Source organism: Patulibacter brassicae (assembly GCF_033949425.1).
In the GTDB taxonomy this organism is placed as follows: Bacteria; Actinomycetota; Thermoleophilia; order Solirubrobacterales; family Solirubrobacteraceae; genus Patulibacter; species Patulibacter brassicae.
Window position 1 is genome coordinate 370,971 of sequence record NZ_JAXAVX010000001.1, and the last position, 24,339, is coordinate 395,309.

23 protein-coding genes are annotated in these 24,339 nt (G+C 75.8%); 13 read left to right on the forward strand and 10 right to left on the reverse strand.

What is annotated here, in order from left to right:
• The first annotated feature begins 77 nt into the window (after positions 1-77).
• Positions 78-569, forward strand: a complete 492-nt coding sequence (locus tag SK069_RS01790; RefSeq protein ID WP_319952463.1) for a beta-class carbonic anhydrase — start codon at positions 78-80, stop codon at positions 567-569.
• A gap of 35 nt (positions 570-604) precedes the next feature.
• Here the strand turns inward: SK069_RS01790 and SK069_RS01795 are convergent, their stop codons facing one another.
• From SK069_RS01795 to SK069_RS01805, 3 genes are all read right to left on the reverse strand, one after another.
• A complete protein-coding gene (locus SK069_RS01795) occupies positions 605-790 on the reverse strand; it encodes a hypothetical protein (RefSeq protein WP_319952464.1) in 186 nt (61 codons plus the stop codon).
• 121 nt (positions 791-911) lie between these two features.
• Complete coding sequence (locus tag SK069_RS01800; protein WP_319952465.1) at positions 912-1,787, reverse strand: class I SAM-dependent methyltransferase; 876 nt, start codon at positions 1,785-1,787, stop codon at positions 912-914.
• Positions 1,788-1,823: 36 nt separating this feature from the next.
• Entirely contained in the window at positions 1,824-3,149 is a 1,326-nt protein-coding gene (locus SK069_RS01805; protein WP_319952466.1) for a class I adenylate-forming enzyme family protein, read from the reverse strand.
• Positions 3,150-3,284: 135 nt separating this feature from the next.
• Here SK069_RS01805 and menB point away from each other — a divergent pair, with 135 nt between their 5' ends.
• The 5 genes from menB to SK069_RS01830 all read left to right on the forward strand — a co-directional run bounded on the left by menB (position 3,285) and on the right by SK069_RS01830 (position 7,702).
• Positions 3,285-4,181 carry a 1,4-dihydroxy-2-naphthoyl-CoA synthase gene (gene menB, locus SK069_RS01810; RefSeq protein WP_319952467.1) on the forward strand — a complete coding sequence of 299 codons (897 nt, stop codon included), beginning with the start codon at positions 3,285-3,287 and terminating at the stop codon, positions 4,179-4,181.
• A 10-nt stretch (positions 4,182-4,191) separates the two neighbouring features.
• A complete protein-coding gene (locus tag SK069_RS01815; RefSeq protein ID WP_319952468.1) occupies positions 4,192-5,133 on the forward strand; it encodes a 1,4-dihydroxy-2-naphthoate polyprenyltransferase in 942 nt (313 codons plus the stop codon).
• Positions 5,134-5,200: 67 nt separating this feature from the next.
• Positions 5,201-6,256: a mandelate racemase/muconate lactonizing enzyme family protein gene (locus SK069_RS01820; protein ID WP_319952469.1), complete on the forward strand. Its 1,056-nt coding sequence runs from the start codon at positions 5,201-5,203 to the stop codon at positions 6,254-6,256.
• Positions 6,257-6,329: 73 nt separating this feature from the next.
• Positions 6,330-7,226: a deoxyribonuclease IV gene (locus tag SK069_RS01825; protein WP_319952470.1), complete on the forward strand. Its 897-nt coding sequence runs from the start codon at positions 6,330-6,332 to the stop codon at positions 7,224-7,226.
• 140 nt (positions 7,227-7,366) lie between these two features.
• Positions 7,367-7,702 carry a peptidoglycan-binding domain-containing protein gene (locus tag SK069_RS01830; RefSeq protein WP_319952471.1) on the forward strand — a complete coding sequence of 112 codons (336 nt, stop codon included), beginning with the start codon at positions 7,367-7,369 and terminating at the stop codon, positions 7,700-7,702.
• A 14-nt stretch (positions 7,703-7,716) separates the two neighbouring features.
• Here the strand turns inward: SK069_RS01830 and SK069_RS01835 are convergent, their stop codons facing one another.
• On the reverse strand, positions 7,717-8,658 hold the full coding sequence (locus SK069_RS01835) for an alpha/beta fold hydrolase (protein WP_319952472.1): 942 nt from the start codon (positions 8,656-8,658) through the stop codon (positions 7,717-7,719).
• On the opposite strand from SK069_RS01835, the gene menD reads away from it, so the two are divergent.
• Positions 8,540-10,324 (forward strand): 2-succinyl-5-enolpyruvyl-6-hydroxy-3-cyclohexene-1-carboxylic-acid synthase, encoded by a 1,785-nt coding sequence (menD, locus tag SK069_RS01840; protein WP_319952473.1) that lies wholly within the window; start codon positions 8,540-8,542, stop codon positions 10,322-10,324. The genes SK069_RS01835 and menD overlap by 119 nt on opposite strands.
• Positions 10,325-10,338: 14 nt before the next feature.
• Here menD and SK069_RS01845 read toward each other — a convergent pair whose 3' ends face one another.
• On the reverse strand, positions 10,339-11,004 hold the full coding sequence (locus tag SK069_RS01845) for a glutathione S-transferase family protein (RefSeq protein WP_319952474.1): 666 nt from the start codon (positions 11,002-11,004) through the stop codon (positions 10,339-10,341).
• 207 nt (positions 11,005-11,211) lie between these two features.
• On the opposite strand from SK069_RS01845, the gene SK069_RS01850 reads away from it, so the two are divergent.
• From SK069_RS01850 to SK069_RS01865, 4 genes are read left to right on the forward strand one after another with little or no spacing between them, the layout of a single operon-like run.
• Positions 11,212-12,435: an ROK family transcriptional regulator gene (locus tag SK069_RS01850; protein WP_319952475.1), complete on the forward strand. Its 1,224-nt coding sequence runs from the start codon at positions 11,212-11,214 to the stop codon at positions 12,433-12,435.
• Positions 12,435-13,544 carry an ABC transporter substrate-binding protein gene (locus tag SK069_RS01855; protein ID WP_319953088.1) on the forward strand — a complete coding sequence of 370 codons (1,110 nt, stop codon included), beginning with the start codon at positions 12,435-12,437 and terminating at the stop codon, positions 13,542-13,544. Before SK069_RS01850 ends, SK069_RS01855 begins: the two co-directional genes overlap by 1 nt.
• Positions 13,545-13,547: 3 nt before the next feature.
• Positions 13,548-14,369 (forward strand): ATP-binding cassette domain-containing protein, encoded by an 822-nt coding sequence (locus SK069_RS01860; protein ID WP_319952476.1) that lies wholly within the window; start codon positions 13,548-13,550, stop codon positions 14,367-14,369.
• Positions 14,366-15,595, forward strand: a complete 1,230-nt coding sequence (locus SK069_RS01865) for a sugar ABC transporter permease (protein ID WP_319952477.1) — start codon at positions 14,366-14,368, stop codon at positions 15,593-15,595. The genes SK069_RS01860 and SK069_RS01865 overlap by 4 nt, the downstream gene beginning before the upstream one ends.
• 48 nt (positions 15,596-15,643) lie before the next feature.
• Here the strand turns inward: SK069_RS01865 and SK069_RS01870 are convergent, their stop codons facing one another.
• The 4 genes from SK069_RS01870 to SK069_RS01885 all read right to left on the reverse strand — a co-directional run bounded on the left by SK069_RS01870 (position 15,644) and on the right by SK069_RS01885 (position 20,002).
• Positions 15,644-17,113: an isochorismate synthase gene (locus SK069_RS01870; protein ID WP_319952478.1), complete on the reverse strand. Its 1,470-nt coding sequence runs from the start codon at positions 17,111-17,113 to the stop codon at positions 15,644-15,646.
• Positions 17,114-17,209: 96 nt separating this feature from the next.
• Positions 17,210-17,761, reverse strand: a complete 552-nt coding sequence (ilvN, locus tag SK069_RS01875; protein WP_319952479.1) for an acetolactate synthase small subunit — start codon at positions 17,759-17,761, stop codon at positions 17,210-17,212.
• A 35-nt stretch (positions 17,762-17,796) separates the two neighbouring features.
• Positions 17,797-19,527, reverse strand: coding sequence for a biosynthetic-type acetolactate synthase large subunit (ilvB, locus tag SK069_RS01880; protein ID WP_319952480.1), 1,731 nt, complete (start codon positions 19,525-19,527; stop codon positions 17,797-17,799).
• Positions 19,528-19,636: 109 nt separating this feature from the next.
• Positions 19,637-20,002, reverse strand: a complete 366-nt coding sequence (locus SK069_RS01885) for a hypothetical protein (protein WP_319952481.1) — start codon at positions 20,000-20,002, stop codon at positions 19,637-19,639.
• A 106-nt stretch (positions 20,003-20,108) separates the two neighbouring features.
• Between SK069_RS01885 and SK069_RS01890 the strand changes: the two genes are divergently transcribed.
• Positions 20,109-20,585: a hypothetical protein gene (locus tag SK069_RS01890; RefSeq protein WP_319952482.1), complete on the forward strand. Its 477-nt coding sequence runs from the start codon at positions 20,109-20,111 to the stop codon at positions 20,583-20,585.
• A gap of 13 nt (positions 20,586-20,598) precedes the next feature.
• Here SK069_RS01890 and SK069_RS01895 read toward each other — a convergent pair whose 3' ends face one another.
• Positions 20,599-22,002: an endo-1,4-beta-xylanase gene (locus SK069_RS01895; RefSeq protein ID WP_319952483.1), complete on the reverse strand. Its 1,404-nt coding sequence runs from the start codon at positions 22,000-22,002 to the stop codon at positions 20,599-20,601.
• 126 nt (positions 22,003-22,128) lie between these two features.
• Between SK069_RS01895 and SK069_RS01900 the strand changes: the two genes are divergently transcribed.
• Entirely contained in the window at positions 22,129-24,276 is a 2,148-nt protein-coding gene (locus tag SK069_RS01900) for a DUF2079 domain-containing protein (RefSeq protein ID WP_319952484.1), read from the forward strand.
• Positions 24,277-24,339 lie beyond the last annotated feature (63 nt).

A 24,339-nucleotide genomic window follows, 5' to 3' on the forward strand; every position in this document is an offset into this window, starting at 1 on the left:
ACCGGCTCTTACATTCCTAGCAATTCCAGTCGGCTTTGCGTACTTTCGTCGGCGACCCGTACCTCCAGGAGGAACCGATGTCCGTCACCGACGAGCTGGTCCAGAACGCGAAGGCCTACGCCGAGCGGTTCGACAAGGGTGCGCTGCCGCTGCCGCCCGCCCGCAAGGTCGCCGTCCTCGCGTGCATGGACGCGCGCCTGAACCCCTACGGGCTCCTGGGCCTCCAGGAGGGCGACGCGCACGTGATCCGCAACGCCGGCGGCGTCGTCACCGACGACGAGATCCGCTCGCTGGCCATCAGCCAGCGGCTCCTGGGGACCGAGGAGATCATCCTCATCCACCACACGGACTGCGGCATGCTCACGTTCACCGACGACGAGTTCAAGCGATCCGTCCAGGACGACGTCGGGATCAAGCCGGAATGGGCTGCCGAGGCGTTCTCCGACCTCGACGAGGACGTCCGTCAGTCGATCGCGCGGATCAGGGCGAGCCCGTTCATCCCGCGCACCGACAGCGTGCGGGGCTTCGTCTACGAGGTGGAGACCGGCCGCCTGCGCGAGGTCTCCTAGCGTCGGCGGCCGACCGCGGCGCCGAGACGGGGGACCTACGCCGTCCCGCCCTCCGCCGATCCCTCGCCGTGCTCGTCCACGGCGGCGGCGTCGCCGCCGGTCTGCTCGTGCTTCTGGGCCTCCTCGAGCGGCACGAGGTCCTCGCGCGGCGCCTCCTCCCGGTCGGGATCGGCGTCGCGCGGCACGGCTCGCTCGGGGTGCTCGGGCTGCGGAGTGGGCATGCCCCGGGTCCTACCCGGCCACGGCGCCGCGGGAACGGCGGTGGCGGGGCGCGTCCTTCGCCACCGCCGGGGCCCGGTCGGGCGTCGGCGGCCGCTCGCCGGACGGCCGCCCGGCTCCCGGTCAGGCGTCGGCGGCGGCGAGCAGGACGGTTCCCGGCAGCGCGACGGCGCCCTCGGGGCCGTCCGGATCGGGGAACGCCGCGAACGCCGCGTCGATCTCCGACTCGACCGCCGCCCGGACGTCCTCCGACGCCGCGGCGAGGGCGGCGCGCGACGTCCCGGACAGCTCGAGGAAGCGCTCGCGCTGCGTCGCCGCGTCCGGCGAGCGGAACGCGATCTCCATCCGGTCGACCTCCGGCAGCACGAAGCCCGCCGACGCCACGAGCTCCACGAGCCCCGCCCGATCCGCGAGCGCGAACGGGTGGGTCGGCGACGCCGGCCAGGCCTCGAGCACCCCGTGGCGCAGGAGCACCTCGAGCGGCCGTGCGAACCACGGGTTGTCCTCGAGCCGGTCCCAGACCGCGAGCGCGACCCGTCCCCCGGGGCGCAGGACGCGACGGGCGTCGCGCAGGGCGGCCTCCGGATCGGGCACGAGCATGTAGCCGAACCGCACGAGCAGCCCGTCCAGCGACGCGGCGCTCATGTCGATCCACTCGAGCTCCATCGGCGTGGCCTCGACGTTCGCGATCCCCCGCTCCTCGGCGTGCCGGCGCGCGGCGGCGACCATCGCCTCGGCGCCGTCGGCGAGGATCACGCGTCCCCCGGGGTGCACGAGCTCCGCCGCGAGCAGGCCGGTGTCGCCGAGACCGCAGGCGGCCTCGAGCACGACGTGGCCGGGCTGCGGCGCGATCGCGTCGACCATCCACTGCGACACCGGCTCGAGCGCCTGCTGCTGCCAGCCGCGCAGCCGCTCCCAGGCCGGGGCCTGCTCCTCCCAGTGGCGGCGGCTGCGCGCGCGCTGCTCGTCGGGATCGACCTCCGGGGCCTCGTCGCTCACCGGTCCATCGTCCCACGCCGCCGACGACGACCCGGATCAGCGCAGCGCGCGCCGCAGCAGCTTGCCCGACGTCGTCCGCGGCAGCGCCGGCACGAGCTCGATCTCGCGCGGGACCTGATGCCGGGCCAGCCGCCGCGCGACGGCCTCGCGGAGCGCTCCGGCGTCGAGGGTCGCGCCCGGCCGCGCCACGACCTGCGCGCAGACCCGCTCGCCCCAGCGGTCGTCGGGCCGCGCGAAGACCCCCGCCTCGGCCACGCCCGGCAGGGCCTCGAGCGCGCGCTCGACCTCCAGCGGCAGGACGTTCTCGCCGCCGGTGATGATCGTGTCGGCCTTGCGCCCGGTGACCTCGAGGTGCCCACGCGCGTCGAGCCGGCCGAGATCCCCGGTCGCCAGCCACCCGTCCTCGCGGACCGCCGCCCGCGAGACCGTGGGGCCGCGCACGAGCAGCTCGCCGTCGTCCGCCGTCGCGACCGTCGTGCAGAACAGCGGCGTCCCACGCGTCGCGATCTGGCTGCAGGCCTCGGTCATGCCGTAGGTCGGCGCGACCGCCAGCCCCGCCTCGGCGCAGTCCGCCAGGAGCCCCGGCGGGATCGGAGCCCCGCCGAGCAGCGCGAACCGGAGGGCGCGCGCGCCGCCGCCTCCGCCCCGCAGGCCGGCGTCCAGCAGCCGCCGCAGGGTCGTCGGCACGACGGAGATCATCGTGGCGGGCGCCTGGGCCCGGCCGGTCTCGGGGTCCGGGGCACCGGTCAGCCCCGCGACGACGCGCTCGGTCTCCCAGCGCTCGTGCACGACGGCCGTCGTCCCGGCGATCGCGCTGCGCAGCAGGACGCTGAGCCCACCCACGTGGTGCAGGGGCAGCGCGCAGAGCCACCGCTCGCCGGGCGGGCAGCCGAGGGCCGCCGCCGAGCCCAGGGCGCTCCAGAGCCAGTTGCCGTAGGTCAGCGGGATCGGCTTCGCCGCGCCGCTCGTGCCGCTCGTGTGGACGACGATCGCGGGCGCGTCGAGGTCGTGCGTGGCGGGCAGGTCGGCGCCGTGGTCGGGGGCCAGCTCGGCGAGGAGCGAGGCGTCGTCGACGGTCCAGGCGGCGATCGCCCGTCGCGCGGCGCGGTCGGCCTCCGGCGCGCGGGGATCGATCGGCACCGCGACGGCGCCGCGGCGCAGCAGCGCGTGGAGCACGACGACGAACGCCTCGCCCGGAGGCAGCTCGATCGCGACCCGGTCGCCCGGTCCGATCCCGTGCCCGGCCAGGCGCCGGGCGGCGTCGTCGACCCGCTCGGCGAGCGCGGCGTACGACACCCCGGCCAGGGCCTCGGCGCTGGGCCGGCGGGCCGCCGCGCGCAGGAGCCAGGAGTCCACGTGCACGTCCCCGACGGTAGAGCAGCGCGACCGGCGCCCGGTCGCTCGGGCCGCGAGCAGGCGGCGGGCGCCCCCGCCCCACTAGCCTGCCCGTCGGCAGGCCGTCGCCCGACGGCGCCCCCTGACCGCGAAGGAGCGACCGTGCCCGACGCCAACTGGACGCCCCAGGGCGACTACACCGACATCCGCTACGAGGTCTCCGCGAACCACGGGCCGGAGCTCGAGCCCGGGGCCGGCCCGACGCCCGGATCGATCGCGAAGATCACGATCGACCGGCCGCAGGTCCGCAACGCCTTCCGGCCGCAGACGATCGTCGAGATCGCCCACGCGCTCGACCGCGCGCGGGAGGACACGACGGTCGGGGCGATCATCCTCACCGGCGAGGGCCCGCTGGCCTTCTGCTCCGGGGGCGACCAGCAGGTCCGCGGCGACTCCGGCTACCTCACCGACCCGGACAACCCGGACCGCCAGCCGTCGGGGTCGTCCGTCGGGCGCTTCCACGTGACCGACCTCCAGGTGCAGATCCGGCGCTGCCCGAAGCCGGTGGTGGCGATGGTCGCCGGCTACGCGATCGGCGGCGGCCACGTCCTGCACCTCATCTGCGACCTGACGATCGCCGCCGACAACGCGCGGTTCGGCCAGACCGGGCCGAAGGTCGGCAGCTTCGACGGCGGCTTCGGCGCGTCGGTGCTCGTCGACGCCGTCGGGCCGAAGAAGGCGAAGGAGATCTGGTTCCTCTGCCGCCAGTACTCGGCGCAGGAGGCGCTCTCGATGGGGCTCGTGAACACCGTCGTCCCGCTCGAGCGGCTGGAGGCCGAGACCGTCGGCTGGTGCGAGGAGATGCTCGCGAACTCGCCGTTCGCGCTGCGCCTGCTCAAGGCGAGCTTCCACGCCGCCGAGGACGGCTACGCCGGCCTGCAGCAGCTCGCGCACGACACGAACCTCCTCTTCTACGGCAACGAGGAGGCCCAGGTCGGCCGCGACGCCTACAAGCAGGGTCGTCGGCCGGACTTCTCCGTCTTCCCGAAGCGGCCGTGACGCCCCGCCGATGAGCACCCACGCCCAGCACGTCGCCGGCTCCGGCGACCCGTCCGGCGGCGGCCGTCCGAGCCCGCTGCGGATCTGGTTCCTCGCGGCGCGCCCCAAGACGCTGCCGGTCGGCCTGGCCCCGGTCCTCGTCGGCACCGCGCTGGCCATCGAGCAGGACCAGTTCCGGCTCGGCGGGTTCCTCGCCGCGCTGCTCGGCGCGCTGTTCATCCAGGTCGGCGCGAACCTCTCCAACGACTACTCCGACGCGCGGCGCGGCGCCGACAGCGACGACCGCCTCGGTCCGCTGCGCGTGACCGCCGGCGACCTCGTGCCGCCGCGGCAGGTCCTGCTGGCGACGTGGGTGAGCTTCGGCCTCGCCGTGCTCTGCGGGATCTACCTCATCGCCACCGTGGGCTGGGTGATCCTCGCGATCGGCGCCGCCTCGATCGTCGCGGGCGTCCTCTACACCGGTGGCCCGCGGCCGTACGGCTACGAGGGCCTCGGGGAGCTCTTCGTCTTCCTGTTCTTCGGGCTCGTGGCCGTGACCGGCACGCACTACGCGCTGGCGGAGGAGTTCGACGCGACGGCGCTCGGCCTCGCGGTGCCGGTGGGCCTGCTCGCCGCCGCGGTGCTCGTCGTGAACAACGTGCGCGACATCGACACCGACCGGCGCGCCGGCAAGCGCACGCTCGCGGTGCGCCTCGGGCGCGAGCGCACCCGCGCGCTCTACGCCGGGATGCTCGCGGCGAGCTACGTGGCGATCATCCTGCTCGCGTTCCTCGACGACAGCCTCACGCCGCTGCTGCTGCTCGCGCTGCTCAGCGCGCCGCTCGCGGTGCGCCTGGCGCGCACGGTGCGCGGCCACGTCGACGGCCCGACGCTCAACGCCGCCCTCGCGGGGACGGGGCAGCTCGAGCTCCTCGTCTGCGTGCTGCTCAGCGCCGGCATCCTGCTCGGCTGAGCGGGCGGACCCGGGCTCGCGGCCGGGCAGCCGACCGACGAGCGCCCGGCGCTCTACCCTGCCGCTCGTGGAGCTGCGCGTCCAGGAGGTCGGCATCCGGCTCGCCCAGCCGATGCGGGCCGCCTGGGGAGAGGTGTCCGAGCGACGGATGCTCCTCGTCGAGCTCGAGGACGGCGAGGGCCTCGTCGGTCGCGGCGAGGCGGCGCCGCTGGAGCCCTACGACGGCGTCTCGCTCGCCCGGTGCCGCGAGGCGCTCGAGGCCTGCCGTCGCGCGCTGCGCGACGTCCGGGACGGCTCGGGCGCGGCGGCGCTGGAGGCCTGCCGCGCGGTCACCGACCTGCCGCACGCGCTGGCGGCCATCGACCTCGCGCTCTGGGACCGCGCGTCGTTCCGCGAGGACCGCTCCGTGGCGTCGATGCTCGCCGAGGACCCGGCCAACTGGGTCCCCGTGAACGCGATGATCGGCGCCGTCGACCCCGACGAGGCCGCCGACCGCGCCGGCGAGGCCGCCGACGCCGGGTTCGAGACGGTGAAGCTCAAGGTCGGGCTCGAGGACGACGAGGCGCGCCTGCGGGCCGTGCGGGACGCCGTCGGCCCCGACGTGGCGCTGCGGCTGGACGCCAACGGCGCCTGGTCGACCGGGGAGGCGCTGAGCGCGATCGCGACGCTCTCCCCGTACGGCGTCGAGCTCGTCGAGGAGCCGGTCCACGGCATCGAGGACCTGCGCACGATCCGCGACCGGCTGCCGGTCCGCGTCGCGATGGACGAGACCGCCGACGAGCCGGGAGCCATCGCCTCCGGCGCCGCGGACGCCGTCGTCCTGAAGGTCGGTCGCAGCGGCGGGATCGGCGGGCTCCTCGCGCGCGCCACGCTCGCGCGCTCGACCCGCGCCGACGTGCTCCTCGCGTCGACGTGGGACGGGCCCCTCGGCGTCGCCGCCGCCGTCCACGCGGCCGCCGCGCTGCGCCTGCGGGACGCGTGCGGCCTGGCGACGCTGTCGATGTTCGAGCCCGCCGCGCTCGACGCCGTCGGGATCGGCGACACGAGCCTCGGCGACCTCGCCGTGCGCCTCATCGCCAAGGACGGCACGATCAGCGTGCCCCGCACCCCCGGCCTCGTCTAGGCGAGCGGCGTCGGAGAGGGCCGGGCGGGGCGGCCGCGCGGACGGGAGGGCGGGCCACTAGTCTCGCGCCCGCATGTCCGCAGAGCGCACCGACGTCCCCCTCCTCGGCCTCCACGTCTCCCCCGCCGGCGGCCTGCCGAAGGCCGTGGAGCGCGGCGTCGAGCGCGGCTGCGAGGCGATCCAGATCTTCAGCCAGTCGCCCCGCCGCTGGGCCCCGACGAACCACACCGACGAGGCGATCGCCGCGTTCCGCGAGGCCCTCGACGCCTCGCCGATCCAGAGCGTCGTCATCCACGCGCTCTACCTCGCCAACGCCGGGACCGACGACCCCGAGCTGCGCGAGAAGTCGCTGACCGCGATCACCCACTCGCTGCGGGTCGGCGACGCGATCGGCGCCGACGGCGTGGTCCTGCACCCCGGCTCGGCGAAGGGCGGCGACGTCGGCGAGGCGATCGACCGCTGCGGCTCCGTCTTCCGCGAGGCGCTGGCCGAGTCCGAGCGCTGCCCGCTCCTGCTGGAGGACACCGCGGGCGCGGGCGGCACGCTCGGGCGCTCGTTCGAGGAGCTGCACCGGCTGCTGGAGGTCTCCGGCGGCGACGCGCGGATCGGGCTCTGCCTGGACTCCTGCCACCTCCTGGCGTCGGGCTACGACGTGCGCAGCGCCGCGGCGCTCGACGCGGTCCTCTCCGAGGCCGACGCCGCCTTCGGACTCGACCGCCTGCGCTGCGTGCACGTCAACGACTCCCAGACGCCGCTGGGCTCCAACCGCGACCGTCACGCTCCGCTGGGGACCGGCGAGATCGGCGAGGACGGCATCGCCGCGGTGCTCAGCGAGCCGCGCTTCGGCGGGCTGCCGGTGATCTTCGAGGGGCCGGGCGTCGAGGGCGAGCCGAACGCGCAGGACATGGCGATCGCGCGATGCCTGCGCGACGCCGGCCGCGAGTCGCGCGGACTGCCTCCGCTCGGCTAGCGGCCCGCCCGGGCGTCGACGGCGGGGGACGAGCGCCGCGGTGCCACGTTGACGAAGTCGCTGCAGGATCCTGAGGTCCCCTTCATGTGGGCGCGGGAGGATGACCGCGATCGATTCCACTCCCCCAGGAGTCATCGCCAGTGTCAGATCGCACCGACCAGCTCGCACGCCTCGCTCGCCGCCCCGCCAAGCGCGTCGCCGCCGCCGCCCGGCCTCTCGCCGTCGCGTCAGCCGTCGCGCTCTCCACCACGGGCGTCGTCGGGGTCCCCGCCGCCGACGCGGCGAAGGTGCAGCAGCGGCTGGTCGCCGACGGCTACCTCCAGGCCGAGGACGCGACCGGGGTCTACGACCCCCGCACCGGTGCGGCGCTCGCCCGCTGGCAGGCGGACCGCGGCCTCCGGGCCGACGGCCTCGTCGACCAGTCGACCGCCGACCACCTCCTGGGACTCCCCCACCCCGGAAGGACCCCCCGATGACCGTCACCGAAGCCTCAGAGCGCGCGCAGCGCCGCAGCCACCGCGGCCGGCGCCTCGCGCAGCAGGCCATGGCCAGCGCCCGCGATCACGACCTCGCGCGCCGACTCCGGCGCCTCCGCGACGAGCCGGCGACCGAGCGCCCGGTAGCGGCGGTCGCGACCGCCGACGACGACCGTCAGCGGCGGCCGCAGCGCCGGCAGTCGATCCCACACCGCCGGTACCGCGCCCGGGCTCAGGCCGCGTAGCGCCGCGGCGAGGCCGGCGACGTCGCCGGCCTCGAGCTCGCGCCGCTGCTGGTCGCGCACGGCGACCGGGTCGCCGTCCCAGAGCGGCAGCGCGACCCACCGCGCCGCGAACGACGCGACTCCCTCGTCCTCGAGCTCCCGCGCGCGTGCGTCGTCGAGCGCCCGGCGCTGCGCTCGCTGGGCGGGATCCTCGATCCCGGCCGTCGACGACACGAGGACGAGCGCCGCGACGCGGTGCGGTCGCGCGAGCGCCAGCTGCAGCGCCACCCGGCCGCCCATGGAGTAGCCGGCGAGCACCGCCGGGCCGTGGGGCGCCAGTCGGTCGAGGTCGGCGTCGAGATCCGCGAGCACGGCGTCGAGGTCGACGGGTCGGGCCGACGCGCGTTCGCCGTGGCCCCGCAGGTCGACCGCTCGCAGGGGCGGGCCGTCGACGCCCAGGTCCGCCGCGACCGCGTCCCACGACCGGGCGGAGCCGCCGAAGCCGTGCAGGGCGACGATCGGGGTGCGGCGCGTCTCGGCGATCGCTCCAGCCTGCCAGAGGAGCGCCGCCGCCGGGCCGACGCCCGGGATCGGGGTCTGCGACAGTGCGAGGGTGCCGGACGCCCCGGATCCCGCCGCCCTCGAGCCGCTCCGAGACGGGCACGGCAGCCGCCTCCTCGTGCGGGTCCTCGTCGACGAGCTCGCCCGCGGCGGCACCCGGCACGCGGTCACCTCTCCGGGCTCGCGCAACACGCCGATCCTCGCGGCGCTGACCGCGCACGGCGGGCTGACGGCGCACAGCGTCGTCGACGAGCGCGCCGCGGGATTCGTGGCGCTCGGGCTCGCGAAGGCGACCGGCACGCCGGTGCTCGTCTGCTGCACGTCGGGGAGCGCCGGCGCGCACCTGCACCCCGCGGTCCTCGAGGCGCACCACGCGCGCGTGCCCCTGATCGTCCTGACCGCCGACCGGCCCGCGGAGCTGCAGGACGTCGGCGCCGGCCAGACCATCCACCAGCCGCGCCTGTTCGGCCCCACGACCCGCATGGAGGCCGACCTCGCCGTCGACGTCGCGGACGCGACGAACGTCCGGCGGGTGCGCGCGCTCGCGGCCCGGATGCTCGCCGCCGCCGCGGGAGCCGCGGGCGGCGGCCCCGGCCCGGTGCACCTGAACCTCCCCCTGCGGGAGCCGCTGGTCGCGCCCGGACCACCGCCGGCCCTGCCGGCCGGCCGCGGCGACGCCACGCCGTGGGTCCGGCGCCACGGCGCCCTCGGCGTGCCGCAGGAGCCCGCGGTCGTCGCGCTCGCCGGGCTCCTCCTGCGGCATCCGCGGGCGGTGGTCGTCGCCGGCCGCCACGAGGAGGATCCGACGCTCGGGCCGGCGCTGGCCGCCCTCTGCGAGCTGCTCGGGCTGCCGCTGCTCGCCGACCCCCTCTCCGGCGCGCGCCGCGGGGCCGCGGCGGTCAGCCGCTACGACGCCCTCCTGCGCACGCCGACGGCGGTGCCGGCGCCCGATCTCGTCCTGCGCCTCGGCGATCTGCCCACGAGCAAGCCCCTGCGCGCCTGGCTCGCGGGCCTCGACGCGGACGTCCCGCAGGTCCACGTGAGCGCCGACGGGGCCTGGCAGGACCCCGACGGCGTGCTGAGCGATCTCGTGGTCGCGGCGCCCCGTCCGCTCCTGGAGGCCGTCGCGCCCCGGCTGGCGCAGGCGACCCCCGATCGCGCGTGGCTCGCCCGCTGGCAGGCGCTCGACGTCGCCGCGGCCGCGGCCCAGGACCGCGTGCTGGCGGACGAGGACGGCGTCACCGAGCCGTGGCTCGCGCGCGAGCTGCCCGCGTCGCTGCCGCCCGCCGCGACCCTGCTCGTCGCGGCGTCGATGCCGATCCGCGACGTCGAGGCCCACCTGGCCCCGCGCGAGGCGCTGCGGGTCCTCGCCAACCGCGGCGTGAACGGCATCGACGGGACGATCGCCACGGCCTGGGGACTCGAGCTCGGCCGGGGTCCGGGCGACGGTCCCGTCTGCGTCCTGCTCGGCGACGTCGCCCTGCAGCACGACGTCGGCTCGCTGCTGGCCGCGGGTCGGCGGGGGGTCGACCTGACGGTCGTGCTCGTCGACAACGACGGCGGCGGCATCTTCGAGTTCCTCCCGGTCGCCGAGCAGGACGACCCGGGGCTGCTGGAGCACGTCTCCACCCCCACCGGGCTCGACGTCCCGGCGCTCGCGGCCGCGGCGGAGGCCGCCCTGCACGAGGTGCGGCGGCCCGAGGACCTCGTTCCCGCGCTGCGGGCCGCGACCACCGAGCCGCGGCTCTCGCTGCTGCACGTGCGGACCGACCGGCGTCGCAACCGCGAGCTGCACCGCCGGCTCGAGGACGCCGTGCGCGACGCCCTCGGGGACTGACGGCGGTCGGCGGGTCAGCGCGGCGCGCCGGGCCGCTGCGCGACGCGCGCGACCCAGGCCGTGAGCCGCGGGTGGCTCGCGTCGTCGAACCGCCCGTGCTCGTGGAGCACCCGATGGAACGGGTCCGCGTCGTCGGCCGCCGGGGCCTGCCGGCCGAAGCGCAGGAACGGGTAGGCCGTGACGTCGCAGATGCCGAACGCGTCGCCGCCCAGATGGTCGTGCTCGGCCAGGCGCTCCTCGAACCGCGCGAGCCAGCGTCGCATCCGCGCCGCGTCGTCGTCGACCGCGCGCCGGTCGTGCGCGCTCAGGCGATCCAGCTCGAAGTCGACGGGGCCGAGGAGCGCGGCGATCCGGTTCGGCGGTCCCTTCCAGACCTCGTTGAAGCGGTGGCAGAAGACGTCGGCGAGGGCGGCGTCGCCCGGGTCGGCCGGCCACAGCGACGGAGCGGGCCACCGCTCCTCGATCCAGCGGAGGATCCGCGGCGAGTCGGAGACGACGGTGCCGTCCTGCGGGTCGACCGCCACGGGCACGAGGTCCTGGCCGCTGAGCTCGCGAACCGGGCGACGGTCGTCGGGGTCGACGTCCTCCCACTCGACCGCGAGGTCCTTGTGGGCGGCGGCCATCGCGATCCGGTCGACGTTCGTCGACCACGGGATCCGGTAGACGCGCAGGTCGGCCACGAGGACGATGCTACGGCGCCGGTCCGACGGGCCCGGCGCCCCGCGCCGCCGCTCCGGTCCGGACGGTCCGCTTCGACGTCCTTCGAACGACGATCTGCCGCGTCGGCGCCGTACTTCTGTCGGCTGGAGACGGAACTCCGCGTGTCTCGACGCCAGTTCCGCGCAATTCTCGACAAAAGGCCTTGACGTGGCGGGGTCGCTGTCGGCATGCTCGCGCCGGTGGAGGAGGAGCGACCCAGCCGAGGAGGGCGCGGCGCCGCGCAGCGCGTCGTGGATGAGCTGCGCCGCGCGCCGGAGAGCACGCGCGCCGACGTCGTGGCGTGCACCGGTCTCTCCCGCGCCACGGTGTCGGCGATCGTCCGCGACCTCGAGCGCGACGGGCTGCTGGAGGTCGTCCCGGCCGCCGAGGCCCACGGCCGCACCGGCCGCCGGCCCGAGGTCCTGCGGCTCACGCGCCGGGCGGGCGCGGTCCTCGGCGTCGACTTCGGTCACGAGCACGTCCGCGTCGCCGTCGGCGACCTCGCCGGGCGGATGCTCGCCGTGCGCGACCGTCGCGTCGACGTCGACCGCGGGATGGACGACGCGCTCGCCGCCGCGAGCGCGCTGACCGCCGAGGTCATCGCCGACGCCGAGGTCGCCCAGGAGGAGATCGTCGCCTGCGGAGCGGGCGTGCCGGGCCCGGTCGACCGGGCCAGCGGCCGGATCGGCACGACGATGATCCTCCCCGGCTGGAGCGGCACGACGCTCGCGGTGGCGCTCGAGCAGCACCTCGGGATCCCCGTCGTCGTCGAGAACGACGCGAACCTCGGCGCGCTCGGCGAGCACGCCGTCGGCGTCGCCCGCGGCGTCGACGACGTCATCTACGTCAAGGTCTCCTCCGGCGTCGGCGCCGGCCTGATCAGCGGCGGGCGCCTGCTGCACGGCGGGACCGGCATCGCCGGGGAGATCGGCCACGTCGGCGTCGTGCCCAACGGCGCGCCCTGCCGTTGCGGCGGTCGCGGGTGCCTGGAGACGATCGTCTCGGCCCCGGCGGTGCGTCGCCAGCTGCACGCGACCGCCGCCGACGAGCTGCCCGACGACCTCGTCGCCGCGCTCGGCACGGCCGATCCGCGCGTCGCCCGGCTGCTCGCCGACGCCGGCCGCGCCCTCGGTCGGGTCCTGGCCAACGCCTGCCACCTGCTGGACCCGGCGATGATCGTCCTCGGCGGCGACCCGGCGTTCGCGACCGACCCGGTCCTCGCCGGCGTGCGGGAGGAGCTCGACCGCCATCGGCTGCCGGGCGCGGGCTCCGGGGTCCAGCTCGTCCCCGCCGCGCTCGGCGACCAGGGTCAGGTCGTGGGCGCCCTGCGGCTCGCCGCCACCCGACGCGACGTCCGCGTCCCCACCCTTCGCGAGAACTCGAACGCCCCAATCGGGAGAGGAGCACCGTGATGTCCATCAACCTGCGCACGGCGCTGGCGCTCTGCGCGCTGGCCCCCGTCGCCGCCCTCGGCCTGACGGCCTGCGGGGACGACGACGGCGATTCCGGCGGCTCGTCCGGCGGGGGCGGCGGTGGCAAGACCATCGCCCTCCTGCTGCCGGAGTCGAAGACCGCCCGCTACGAAGCGCTCGACCGTCCGCTCTTCACGAGCGCCCTGAAGGAGGCTTGCGCCGACTGCAAGCTCATCTACGCCAACGCCGACCAGGACACGTCCAAGCAGCAGAGCCAGGCCGAGTCCGCGATCACCAACGGCGCCGACGTCCTCGTGCTGGACCCGGTCGACGCCGAGGCCGCCGGGGCGATCGTCGCCCGGGCCAAGCAGTCCGACATCCCGGTGATCTCCTACGACCGGCTCGTCCAGAAGGCCGACGTCGACTACTACATCTCGTTCGACAACGAGGAGGTCGGCAAGCTCCAGGGCCAGAGCCTCGTCGAGGCCCTCGGCACGCCGCAGGGCAAGTCGATCGTGATGATCAACGGCTCGCCGACGGACTCCAACGCCGCCCAGTTCAAGAAGGGCGCGCACTCCGTCCTCGACGGCTCCGGCGTGAAGATCGCCAAGGAGTACGACACGCCCGACTGGTCGCCCGACAAGGCCCAGACGGAGATGGACCAGGCGATCACCGCGATCGGCAAGAACGGGATCTCCGGGGTCTACGCGGCCAACGACGGGACCGCCGGCGGCGCGATCGCGGCGATGAAGAGCGCCGGCATCGACCCGAAGCAGGTCCCGGTCACCGGTCAGGACGCCGAGCTCGCCGGCATCCAGCGGATCCTCCTCGGCGAGCAGCACATGACCGTCTACAAGGCGATCAAGCCGGAGGCGGAGGCGGCGGCGAAGCTCGCCTACGCGCTGGCCACCGACAGCCCCGCGCCGAGCGGGCTCGTGAACGGCAAGGTCGACAACGGCAGCAAGCAGGTCGACTCCGTGCTGCTGAAGCCGATCGCCGTCACGAAGGACAAGATCGCCGACACCGTCGTGAAGGACGGCGTCTACGAGGTCAGCGCGATCTGCAAGGGCCGGTACGCGGCCGCCTGCAAGGCGGCGGGGATCGGCTGAGCCATGGCCACCGAGACGCAGGCCGGCGCCCCCGTGGCGCCGGCCGGCGCCGGACCGCTGCTGCGCCTGACCGGCGTGAGCAAGCGGTTCGGAGCGGTCCAGGCGCTCTCCGACGTCGCGCTCGAGGTGCGGGCCGGAGAGGTCGTCGCGCTCGTCGGCGACAACGGGGCCGGCAAGTCGACGCTCATCAAGACGATCTCCGGGGCCGGCCCGGCCGACACGGGCGAGATCGCCTTCGGCGGGTCGCCGGTGCGGATCGCGTCGCCGGCCGACGCCGCCCGCCTCGGGATCGCCGTCGTCTACCAGGACCTCGCGCTCTGCGACAACCTCGACGTCGTCGCGAACCTCCACCTCGGGCGCGAGCGGCGCCGCGGTCCCGTGCTCGACGAGATCACCATGGAGCGCGAGGCGCGCGCCCTGCTGGACTCGCTCGCGGTGCGGACGCTGAAGTCCGTGCGCGCCGAGGTCGGCCAGCTCTCCGGCGGGCAGCGACAGACGGTCGCGATCGCCCGCGCGATGCTCGGGGAGCCGCGGCTCGTGATCCTCGACGAGCCGACCGCGGCGCTCGGCGTCGCCCAGACCGAGCAGGTCCTCGCCCTCGTCTCGCGGCTGCGCGAACGCGGCATGGGCGTGATCCTCATCTCGCACAACCTCGCCGACGTCTTCCAGGTCGCCGACCGGATCGAGGTGCTGCGCCTCGGTCGCAACGGCGGCTCGTTCCCGGCGACCCCCGATCAGCGCCAGGCCGTCGTCGCCGCGATCACCGGCGTCGGTGCCGACCCGCCGGCGTCCCCCACCGACCCCGACCACGGAGCCGTCGCGTGAGCACCGCCACCCCCTCCCCGACCGAGGTCGACCCGACGGCGTCCGCGGTCGCCGCCGACCACGCCCACGGCGGACGCGACCTCGCGCGCGTCGCCGCGAACGCCGCGTCGCTGCGGGCCACCGCCGTCCTGGCGATCATCTGGGTGATCTTCACGGTCGCGAACGACCGCTTCCTCACCGCCGGCAACCTCACGAACCTCACGCTCCAGGTCGCCGCCACCGGCACGATCTCCGTCGGCGTGGTCCTCGTGCTGCTGCTGGGCGAGATCGACCTCTCCGTCGGCGCGGTGAGCGGCCTCGGCGGGGCGATCCTCGGCGTCCTCTCGGTCCAGCACGGCTGGAACGGCTGGCTCGCGATCGCCGCGGCGCTCGCCGCGGGTGCCGCGATCGGCCTGCTGCAGGGCTCGATCGTGACCTGGCTCGGGATCCCGTCGTTCGTCATCACCCTCGCCGGACTGCTGACCTGGCAGGGCTTCCAGCTGAAGGTCCTCGGCTCGGAGGGCTCGCTGAACGTCTCCGATCCGACGATCACGAACATCGCCAACACGTTCCTCGCCGACTGGCTCGGCTGGGCGGTGGCGGTCGTCGCGATCGCGATCCTCGTCGCCGGGACGCTCGGCGGCCGCCGGCGACGGGCCGCCGCCGGGCTCGAGCTCGAGCCGCTCTCGTGGGCGGTCGTCCGGCTGACCGCCATCTCCGTGGCCGTCCTCGCCGCCGTCGCGGTCGTCAGCGCCGACCGCGGCGTGCCGGTCTCGCTCTGCGTCCTGCTCGGGTTCGTCGTGCTCTTCGACGCGCTCGTGACCCGCACGCGCTACGGGCGCCACGTGCTGGCCGCGGGCGGCGGCGAGGAGGCTGCGCGTCGCGCCGGCATCCCCGTGCGACGCGTGAAGACCGCGGTCTTCGTGCTCGCCTCGACGATGGCCGCCGCCGGCGGCGTGCTCGCCGCCTCCCGCGCGCTGTCGGTGAACCAGTCCTCGGGCTCCGGCGACGTGCTGCTGCTGGCGATCGCCGGGCCGGTCATCGCCGGCGTGAGCCTCTTCGGCGGTCGTGGATCGGTCTGGGCCGCGCTGCTCGGCGCCCTGGTGATCGGCTCGATCTCCAACGGCATGGACCTCCTCGGGCTCGAGTCGTCGGTGAAGTTCATCATCACCGGCGGGGTCCTCGCAGCCGCGGTGATCCTCGACGCGCTCGCCCGCAAGCAGCGCCTCGCGCAGGGGCGGACGTAGCTCGGCCGCCGGCGGGCGTGTCGGACGTCGCCCGCCCGCCGGCGCCCCTCAGCCGCTGAGCAGCGGCAGCAGCGCCTGGAGCTTGATCTCGGTCTCCGCGAGCTCCGCGGCCGGGTCGCTGTCGGCCACGACGCCGACGCCCGCGAAGCAGCGGACCTGCTCGGGCTCCAGCAGCGCGGAGCGCAGGGCGACGCAGAGCTCGCCGTCGCCCGCCGCGTCGGTCCAGCCGACGGGCCCGGCGTACCAGCCCCGGTCCATCCCCTCCAGCGCGGGGATCATCGGCAGCGCGACGTCCTCCGGGAACCCGCCGACGGCCGGCGTCGGGTGCAGCAGGCCCGCGAGCTCGATCACCGAGCGCGGCTCGGCGAGCTGCGCGCGGATCGGCGTGGCGAGGTGCTGGGCGCTGGCGGCCTGCACGACCTGGGGGGCCGGCGCCGCCGTCGACCAGAGCGCGACGCGCTCGAGCCGGCGCAGGATCCGCCGCACGACGATCGCGTGCTCCTCGCGGTCCTTCGTCGACCGCAGGAGCGTCTCGGCGAGGTGGGACTCGACGGCCGGATCGCTGCTGCGTCGCGTCGTGCCGGCGAGCGCCAGGGTCGCCAGGCGATGCCCCTCGCGACGCACGAGCAGCTCGGGCGTGGCAGCGAGGAACGTCCGCGGGCCGCGACCGACGGCCAGGACGCAGCAGCCGTCGTAGGCCTCGCGCATCACCCCGAGCGCCGCGGCGGCCTCCGGCGGGCGCCAGCCGGTGCTCCCGCGCACCAGGACCTCGCGGGCGAGGACGATCTTCTCCATCCGGCCGGCGCGGATCCGCTCCACGGCCCGCGCGACGGCCTCCTCGTAGTGCGCCGGGGGCAGCGCGCTCGCGGGGCGCGCGCGCCGGACGGGGTCCGGGTCGAGCATCGGCAGCGGCGTGGCCGCGCCCAGCCGATCGACCCGCGCGAGGGCCCGCTCGGCTGCGGCGCGCGGGTCGTCGTCGGGGGCGACGAGCGCGCTGATCGTCGCGCGCACCCGGCCACCGCGGGCCGCGAGCGCCAGGCGCGGGACGTGCAGCGACGCGGCCGAGAAGCCCTCCCACGCGTGCGTCGTCGGCCCGTCGTCGGTGAACGCGAAGCCGCCGAGGGCGACCGGCCCCTCGCCCTCGACCCCGCCGCCGAGGTCGGCCACCGCCTCCGCTGCGAGCGCCGCCCAGCGGACGGCCAGCTCCCGGAACCGGCCCGGCCCGGACGCCTCGAGCGCGACCACCGCGCCGAGGCCGCAGATCGACCGGCCGTCGCGGTCGCGCTGCTCGTAGACGGTCCACGGCTCGCCGGGCTCGCGGCCGGCGGCGACGATCGCCAGCGGGTCGGCGCCGGGCGGCAGGTCGACGGTGATCGACGCGAGGACCGCGGTGCGCAGGCGTCGGGCGCGCTGCGCCGCCTGCCGGGCGTGACGGGTCAGCCGCTCGCGGTCGCGCGCGGCGACGGGGACCGCGGGTCCGCGGCCCGGCCGGGCGACCACCTGGGCGTCGTGCGCCATCCCCCAGAGGATCGCACGCGCGACCGTCGGCGCGAGGCGCAGCGTCGGTCCGCCGGCCCTCGGGCGGCCGCGCCGCCGAGCCTCGCGGATCGAGGCTCAGGTCTCCTCGCGCCCGCGCGAGATCGCGACCTCGCCCGTGCGGATCATCTCGACGAGGCCGTACGGGCGCACGAGGCGCTCGAAGGCCTCGATCTTCGACCGCTCACCGGTGACCTCGACGATGATCGACCGGCGGCCGACGTCGACGACCTTGCCGCGGAAGACCTCGGCGAGCTCGCGGATCTCCGACCGCGTCTGGCCGTCGCAGCTGACCTTGAAGAGCGCGAGCTCGCGCGCGACCGTCTCGGTCGGCTCGAGGTCCTTGATCTTCAGGACGTTGACGAGCTTGTGCAGCTGCTTGACGACCTGGTCGATCGGGTGGGCGGCCCCGTCGAGCGTCAGCGTGATGCGCGAGATCCGCTCGTCGTCGGTCGGGCCGACGGAGAGGGTCTCGATGTTGAAGCCGCGCCGGGTGAAGAGCCCGGAGACGCGGGTCAGGACGCCCGGCTTGTTCTCGACGAGGATCGAGAGGACGTGCTTGCGCCCCGTGCGGATGTTGCCGGCGGCCTCGAGCTCGTCGAGGCTCAGCAGCTCGTTCGTGTCGACCATGGGATGTGTGGGGGTGGGCGGTGGGAGCCGGACGCTCAGCCGACCATGTCGCGGGCGGCCTCGCCCGGCGCGATCATCGGATAGACCTTCTCGTCGCGCACGACGCGGACGTCGACGAACGCGGGGCCCTCGGCCTCGATCACGGCACGCAGGTCGTCCTCGAGCGTCGCCGGGTCCGTCAGCCGGACACCCCGGATGCCGTACGCGTCGGCGAGCTTCACGAAGTCCGGCGAGGCCTCCTCGCCGCCGAACGTGTTCATGTCGACGTGGCTGTAGCGCTCCTGCCAGAAGAGCTCCTGCCACTGCCGGACCATGCCGAGGTAGCCGTTGTTCAGGCAGATCACCTTGACCGGCAGGTTCTCCTGCTTGATCGTGGCGAGCTCCTGGATGTTCATCTGGATCGAGCCGTCGCCGGTGACGACGATCGTCGTCCGGTCCAGGTCGGCCAGCTGCGCCCCGATCGCCGACGGCAGGCCGAAGCCCATCGTCCCGAGGCCCCCGGAGTTCACCCAGCGTCGCGGCGCGGGGAAGTCGTAGTACTGCGCGGCCCACATCTGGTGCTGGCCGACGTCGGAGCAGACGATCGCCTCGCCGTCCGTGACGCGGTTCAGCGCCTGGATGACGGCCTGCGGCTTGATCCGCTGGTCGTCGGCGTCGTAGCGCAGCGGGTGGCGCTCCTGCCAGGCGTGGATCCGCTGCCACCAGGCGTCGAGCCGGTCGTGGTCGGCGTCCAGGCCCTGGTACTCCTCGGTCAGGCGCCCGAGGATCTGCTTGGCGTCGCCGACGATCGGGATGTGCGCCGGGACGTTCTTGGAGATCTCCGCCGGATCGACGTCGATGTGGATGAACTTCGCGCGCGGCGCGAACTCCGAGAGCTTGCCCGTGATCCGGTCGTCGAACCGGGCGCCGACGCAGCAGATGAGGTCCGCCTCGTCCATCGCGTAGTTCGCCGCACGGGTGCCGTGCATGCCGAGCATGCCGAGCCACAGCGGGTCGGGGGCGGGGTACGCGCCGAGACCCATCAGCGTGCAGGTGACGGGGAAGCGCCCGGCGCGCACGAGGGCGCGCAGCTCGTCGGCGCCCTCGGCGGCCACGACGCCGCCGCCGGCGTAGATCACGGGGCGGCGGGCGGAGGCCAGCGCGCGGGCGGCCTGCTTGATCTGCTTCGCGTTGCCCGTCGTGCGCGGCTGGTAGCCGGGCAGCTGGACGTCGGTGACCGGCTCGTAGGCGATGTCGGCCTTCGAGAGGTCCATCGGCAGGTCGATGACGACCGGGCCGGGGCGGCCGGTGCGCGCGATGTGGAACGCCTCGTGGATCACGCGCGGCAGCTCGCGCGGGTCCGTGATGAGGAAGCTGTGCTTCACGGCCGGCATCGTGATGCCGATCGTGTCCGCCTCCTGGAACCCGTCGGTGCCCAGCAGCTCCGTGCGGACCTGGCCGGTGAAGAACACGACGGGGACCGAGTCCATCATCGCGTCGACGATCGGCGTGACGAGGTTCGTCGCGCCCGGGCCGGACGTGCCGAAGCAGACGCCGACCTGGCCCGCGACCTTCGCGTAGCCCTCGGCGGCGTGGCCGCCGCCGGCCTCGTGCCGCACGAGGACGTGGCGGATGCCCGCGTCGACGAACGCGTCGTAGGTCGGCAGGTTCGCGCCGCCGGGGTAGCCGAATACGACGTCGACGCCCTCCGCCTTCAGGCACTCCATCAACGCGTCGACCGCCCGCATGCGCCCAACCTCCTTCCCGACCGCTTCGACCGTGCTCATGACACCAGGGACGAGGCCGACGGATCGACGGCCTCGGGACGGCGAGGATAGCAGCGCGGAACGGGCGTTCCCCTGCCCCCGGCCGCCGCGTCCGACGGGCCTTTCCGCCTCAGCCCGCGGCCGTGGCGGGCGGCGGGGAGGACTCCCCCGCGGCGTCGGCGCGCGGGGCGCGCTCGACCTCGTAGATCGTGTTGCCCCGGCGGACGTAGACGACGTCGGGGTAGGCGAGGTCGGTGCCGCAGCGCATGCACATCGTGTCGCTCACCGGCAGCAGTCGCCCGCACGTGTCGCACTTGCGGCGCGGCTCGTGCTCGCGGCCCGGGTACACGATCGACGCGATGAAGCCGAAGAACGGGACCGCGGCGGAGATCGCGAACCAGAGGAGGAACGAGCTGCCCTTCGCGCGACCCTGGAGCCCGCCGGCGATGCCGAAGAGGATCCAGATCAGCAGCAGGAAGGCGAACGAGGAGCCCACGGGGTCAGCGTAGCGGGGGCCCGTCGCCCCCCGCGCGGCGACACGCCGGGCACGACGCCGCCGGCTGCGGCAAGATGGAGGTCGGCGCGACCACCAGGCGCGCTGCGTGGAGGTCCCGATCACGTTCCGTTGGACGCACCTGCTGGCGCCGGCCGCCGAGCACCTCGGCGAGCCCGTGCTCGCCGCCACGCCGGTCTCACCGGTGCCTCGGCGCGCGCCCGGGTTCGGGTCCTGGGGCCATGAGCCGCTGACCGGCGCCGAGGTTCGCTACCTGGCGGTGACCGACGTCCGCGTCGTGGTCTTCTCGCTGGACCGCGGCGGTCCCGGCGAGCCGTACTACCGCCTGCTGCGGGTCGAGATCGAGGTCCCGCGGGCCGAGGTCGTCGGCGTCGCGCTCGGCCGTGCGGCGCTCGTGCGCCCGTTCCGCGTCCACCTGCTCGACGGGTCGGCCTGGCCGCTGGAGGTCTCGCCCCTGCGCTCGCGCCTGTGGGGCCCGGTCGTGGACCTGCTCGGCGCCCTGCCGCACCGCGACGCCCCCTCGACGGTGGGCGACGCCGCGCGACCGCAGGACTCGACCGCCTGAGCGCTCGTCGTCGTCAGTGCGCGGGTGCGACCCGCGCCGCCGGCGACTGCTCGACGAGCCGCCCCTCGCCCGCGAGGCCCTCGCGCACCGCGGTCAGCGCCGGCTTGCCGCGGTAGCCGCTGTCGAGCACGAGCGCCCGCGCGTCGCGCCCGCGCCAGCCGTGGTCGTCGCCGATGCCCCAGACCGTCATGCGGTCGCAGGCCACGTGGCGCCAGCAGGCGTCCGCGACGGTCGCGTAGGCGGCGGCCTGGCGCGCCAGCACGTCGGTCGTCGGCCGCCCGGGGAGCGAGACGTCGACCTCGGTGAACTCGACGCCCACCCCGAGCGCCGCGAAGCGCGAGATCACCGCGTCGAGGTCCTCGCTGCTCGGCGGGCCGTCGACGTCGAGATGGCCCTGCAGCCCGACGCCGTCGATCGGCACGCCACGCGAGCGGAGGTCGGCCACGAGCCGCACGGCGGCATCCTGCTGCGGGCTCGGGAACTCGATCCCCGTCTCGTTGTAGACGAGCCGCGCGCCGGGGTCCCCGGCGTGCGCCGCGCGGAACGCGTCCTCGACGTACCCGTCGCCGATGACGTTCTGCCAGACGCTCGGGCGCCGTCGCCCCGTCCAGTCCAGCACCTCGTTGACGACGTCCCAGCGGTCGATCCGCCCGCGGTAGCGCCGCGTCGTGGCGTACGCGTGGCCCCGCAGCACGGCGCGCAGCTCGGCGCGCGTCCACGGCACCCACGGCCGCGTGATCCAGCGCGGCAGCTGGTCCCAGTAGACCAGCGGGTGGCCGCGCACGGGCAGGCGCTGCTCGTTGGCGAAGCGCACGAGCCGGTCGCTGGCGGCCCACGCATAGGAGCCCCACGTGGGCTGCAGGACGTCCATCTTCTGCCCGTTCTCGGGCGTCAGGCCGCCGAACGTCCGCAGGAACGCGCTGCGGTAGCCGGGCACGGCGTCGAGCAGGTCGCCTCGGACCGCCGCGGCGAGCAGCACCGGCGGAGCCACGACGTCGACGCGATCGACGGTGAGGCCGCGGCACGCACGGCGGCCGGCGGCGCGCGCGAACCACAGCCGCGACGTGGCGGCGCGGGCCGGCAGGGCGACCCGCAGGACGCCGTCGCCGTCGGTCGCGGGTCGGACGGTGCGCCAGCGCCCCTCGTCGACCCGCAGCCGGAACCGCCCGCGGCAGCCGCTGACCCGCAGGCGCAGGGCGTCGGTCTCGGTGAGCCCGACGAGCCATCCCCGGCCGCGTCGGCCGAGGGCGATCCGCACGGCGGTGCCGCCGGAGGCGCCCGCGTCCTGGACGACGCGCCCGCCGAGCGCCGATGAGCGCGCCTCGATGCCGCGGAGCTCGTCGGCCCGGACCGGACCGGCCGCGGCTGCGGAGACGAGCACCGCACCGAGCAGCGCGATCGATGAGCGACTCGGCATCAGGCGGCGATGCTACCCGAGCGATGGGGGCCCGCGCCGGAAACATACGAAGGCCGATCGGATATACACCCTACGCATCGACGGTCGTCGCGCCTCCCTGCCGCGGCCGCAACTAGGCTCTCCGCGATGCCCGCCGACCCGTCGGCGCCGCCGGCCGAGGCCGGGTCCGCCGGCGCGCACCGTGGAGCGCCCGCCCTCGTCGCGCGGGCGCGCGCCGCGGCGTCCGACCGCGGGCTGCTCGTCGTGCTCGCCGCCGCGGCGCTGCTCGCCCTCGCCTACGCCGTCTGGTCGTGGCAGCGCCACCGCTGGTACCTCACCGCGGGCTACGACCTCGGCATCTTCGACGAGGCGGCGTGGCACCTGTCGCGGCTCGAGGCCCCCGCGTCGTCGCTGCGGGAGGTCCCGAGCCTCTGGGGCGACCACTTCCATCCGATCATCGTCCTCTGGGGCGTCGCGCGCGCGGTGTGGCCCTCCCCCGTGGCGCTGCTCGTCGTGCAGGCGCTCGTGGTCGCCGGGGCCCTCGTGCCGCTGTACCTCTTCGCGCGGCCGCGGATCGGCGCCCCGGCCGCGGTGCTGCTGGCGCTGACCTTCGGGACCTCCTGGGGCGTGCAGCGCGCGATCGACTTCGACGTCCACGAGGTCGCCTTCGGACCCGTCCTGCTCTTCGCCGCCGTGCTCGCGGCGGACCGGCGTCGCTGGGGCTGGTACTGGGCGGCCACGCTCGGCCTGCTGTGCGTCAAGGAGGACGTCGCGCTCATCGTCGCCGCGGTGGGCGCGTGGCTCCTGCTCGACGGACGCCGGCGCGCCGGCGCCGCGACGCTGCTCCTCGGGATCGCGTGGTTCGCGGCCGCGACGCGGTGGTGGATCCCCGAGCTCGCCGACGGGCGCGAGTTCTCCTACTGGAGCTACCACCGCTTCGGCGAGGACCTGCCTGCGGCGCTCGGTCACATCGCCCTGCACCCGTGGTCGCCGGTGACCGTCGCGCTCGACGACCCCGTCAAGCGCGAGACCCTGGCCCTCACCCTCGTCGCCTTCTGCGTCGTCGTGCCGTGGCTCTCGCGGATGGCCGTCATCGCCATCCCCGCGATCGCCGCGCGATTCCTCTCCGACAGCGAGGTGTACTGGGGCAACACGTACCACTACTCGCTCATGACGTTCGCCGCCCTCGCGGTGGCCGCGGTCGGCGGGCTGCAGGCGATCGACCGCTTCTGGGCGATGCGCCAGCAGCGCGCTCGGGGCCCCCGGGACGACGACCGCCCTGCGCTGGACCGCGCGCCGGACGCCGATGCCCGGAGCGCGGCCGTCGCGGTCGCGGGTCGGCCGAGCGCCAGGGCGGACGGCGCCGCCGCACGGGCACGAGCGCGTCGGGGACCGCGGCGCCTGCGCGACGTGCGGGCGGCCACCGCCCTCGCGGCGGTGGGGCTGGTGCTCGGCACCGCGAGCTGGTTCGTCGTGTTCGGCTCCCACGGCAACGTCGGCGAGCCGCCGCTCTGGTCGATGGCGCGGCTGCAGCCGCCGCCGCGCAACGTCGACCGGGAGCTGCTGGATCGCGTCGTCGCCGCCGTGCCCCGGAGCGGCTCGATCGCCGCTCCGCCCCCGTTGCAGCCGCACCTGACCGGGCGCGGGCAGGCGGTGAGCGTCCTGGCGTCGCGCCTGCGCGGCGAGACGCTGCACGCGCGGACGGCCGACAACGTCGTGCTGGACCTCTCGGGGACCGACGCGTTCGAGGGCGGGCCGGGCGACCTGCTCGCGGCGCTGCGCGCCGTGCGCGAGCGGTTGGCCGCCGGCGACCTCGTCCCGGTCGCGATGCCCGGGCAGGGCTGGGTCGTCCTGCGGGACGCGCGCGCCCCGGGCGGGGCGCAGCGCCCCGCCGCCGATGCGCCCCTGCGCGGCGGCGCGGCCCGGAGCCTGCGCGACGCCGCCGGTCGCTGGACGGCGTCCGTCCGCGGGGTGCTCGCGCCGTGCGCGGTCGCCGCCTGCGGTCCGCCGCAGCGCCAGGTCGTCGCCGCCGCGACGGCGCGCCTGCGCCGCGCCGTCGAGCGCGCCGTGGCGGTCGCCGGCCCCGGCTGCGCCGGGCTCCTGCGCGACGCCTCGGCGACGACCGGCGAGACCGTCGGTCGCCTGCTCGGCCACGCCGCCGACCCGGCGGCCGCGACGCCGCGCCTCGCCCTCGGGGCCGCGCTCGGGGCCGGGATGCTCGACGCCGTCGATCGCGCGACCGTCGCGTGCACGGCGGGCGTCGCGCCTCCGGCGCCCCCGCCCGCGGTTCCCTGACCACCCGCGGGCCGGCTCCGGAGCGGCGCCGGCCGATGCGGGTCCGCCCGGGCGGGCCGCCGC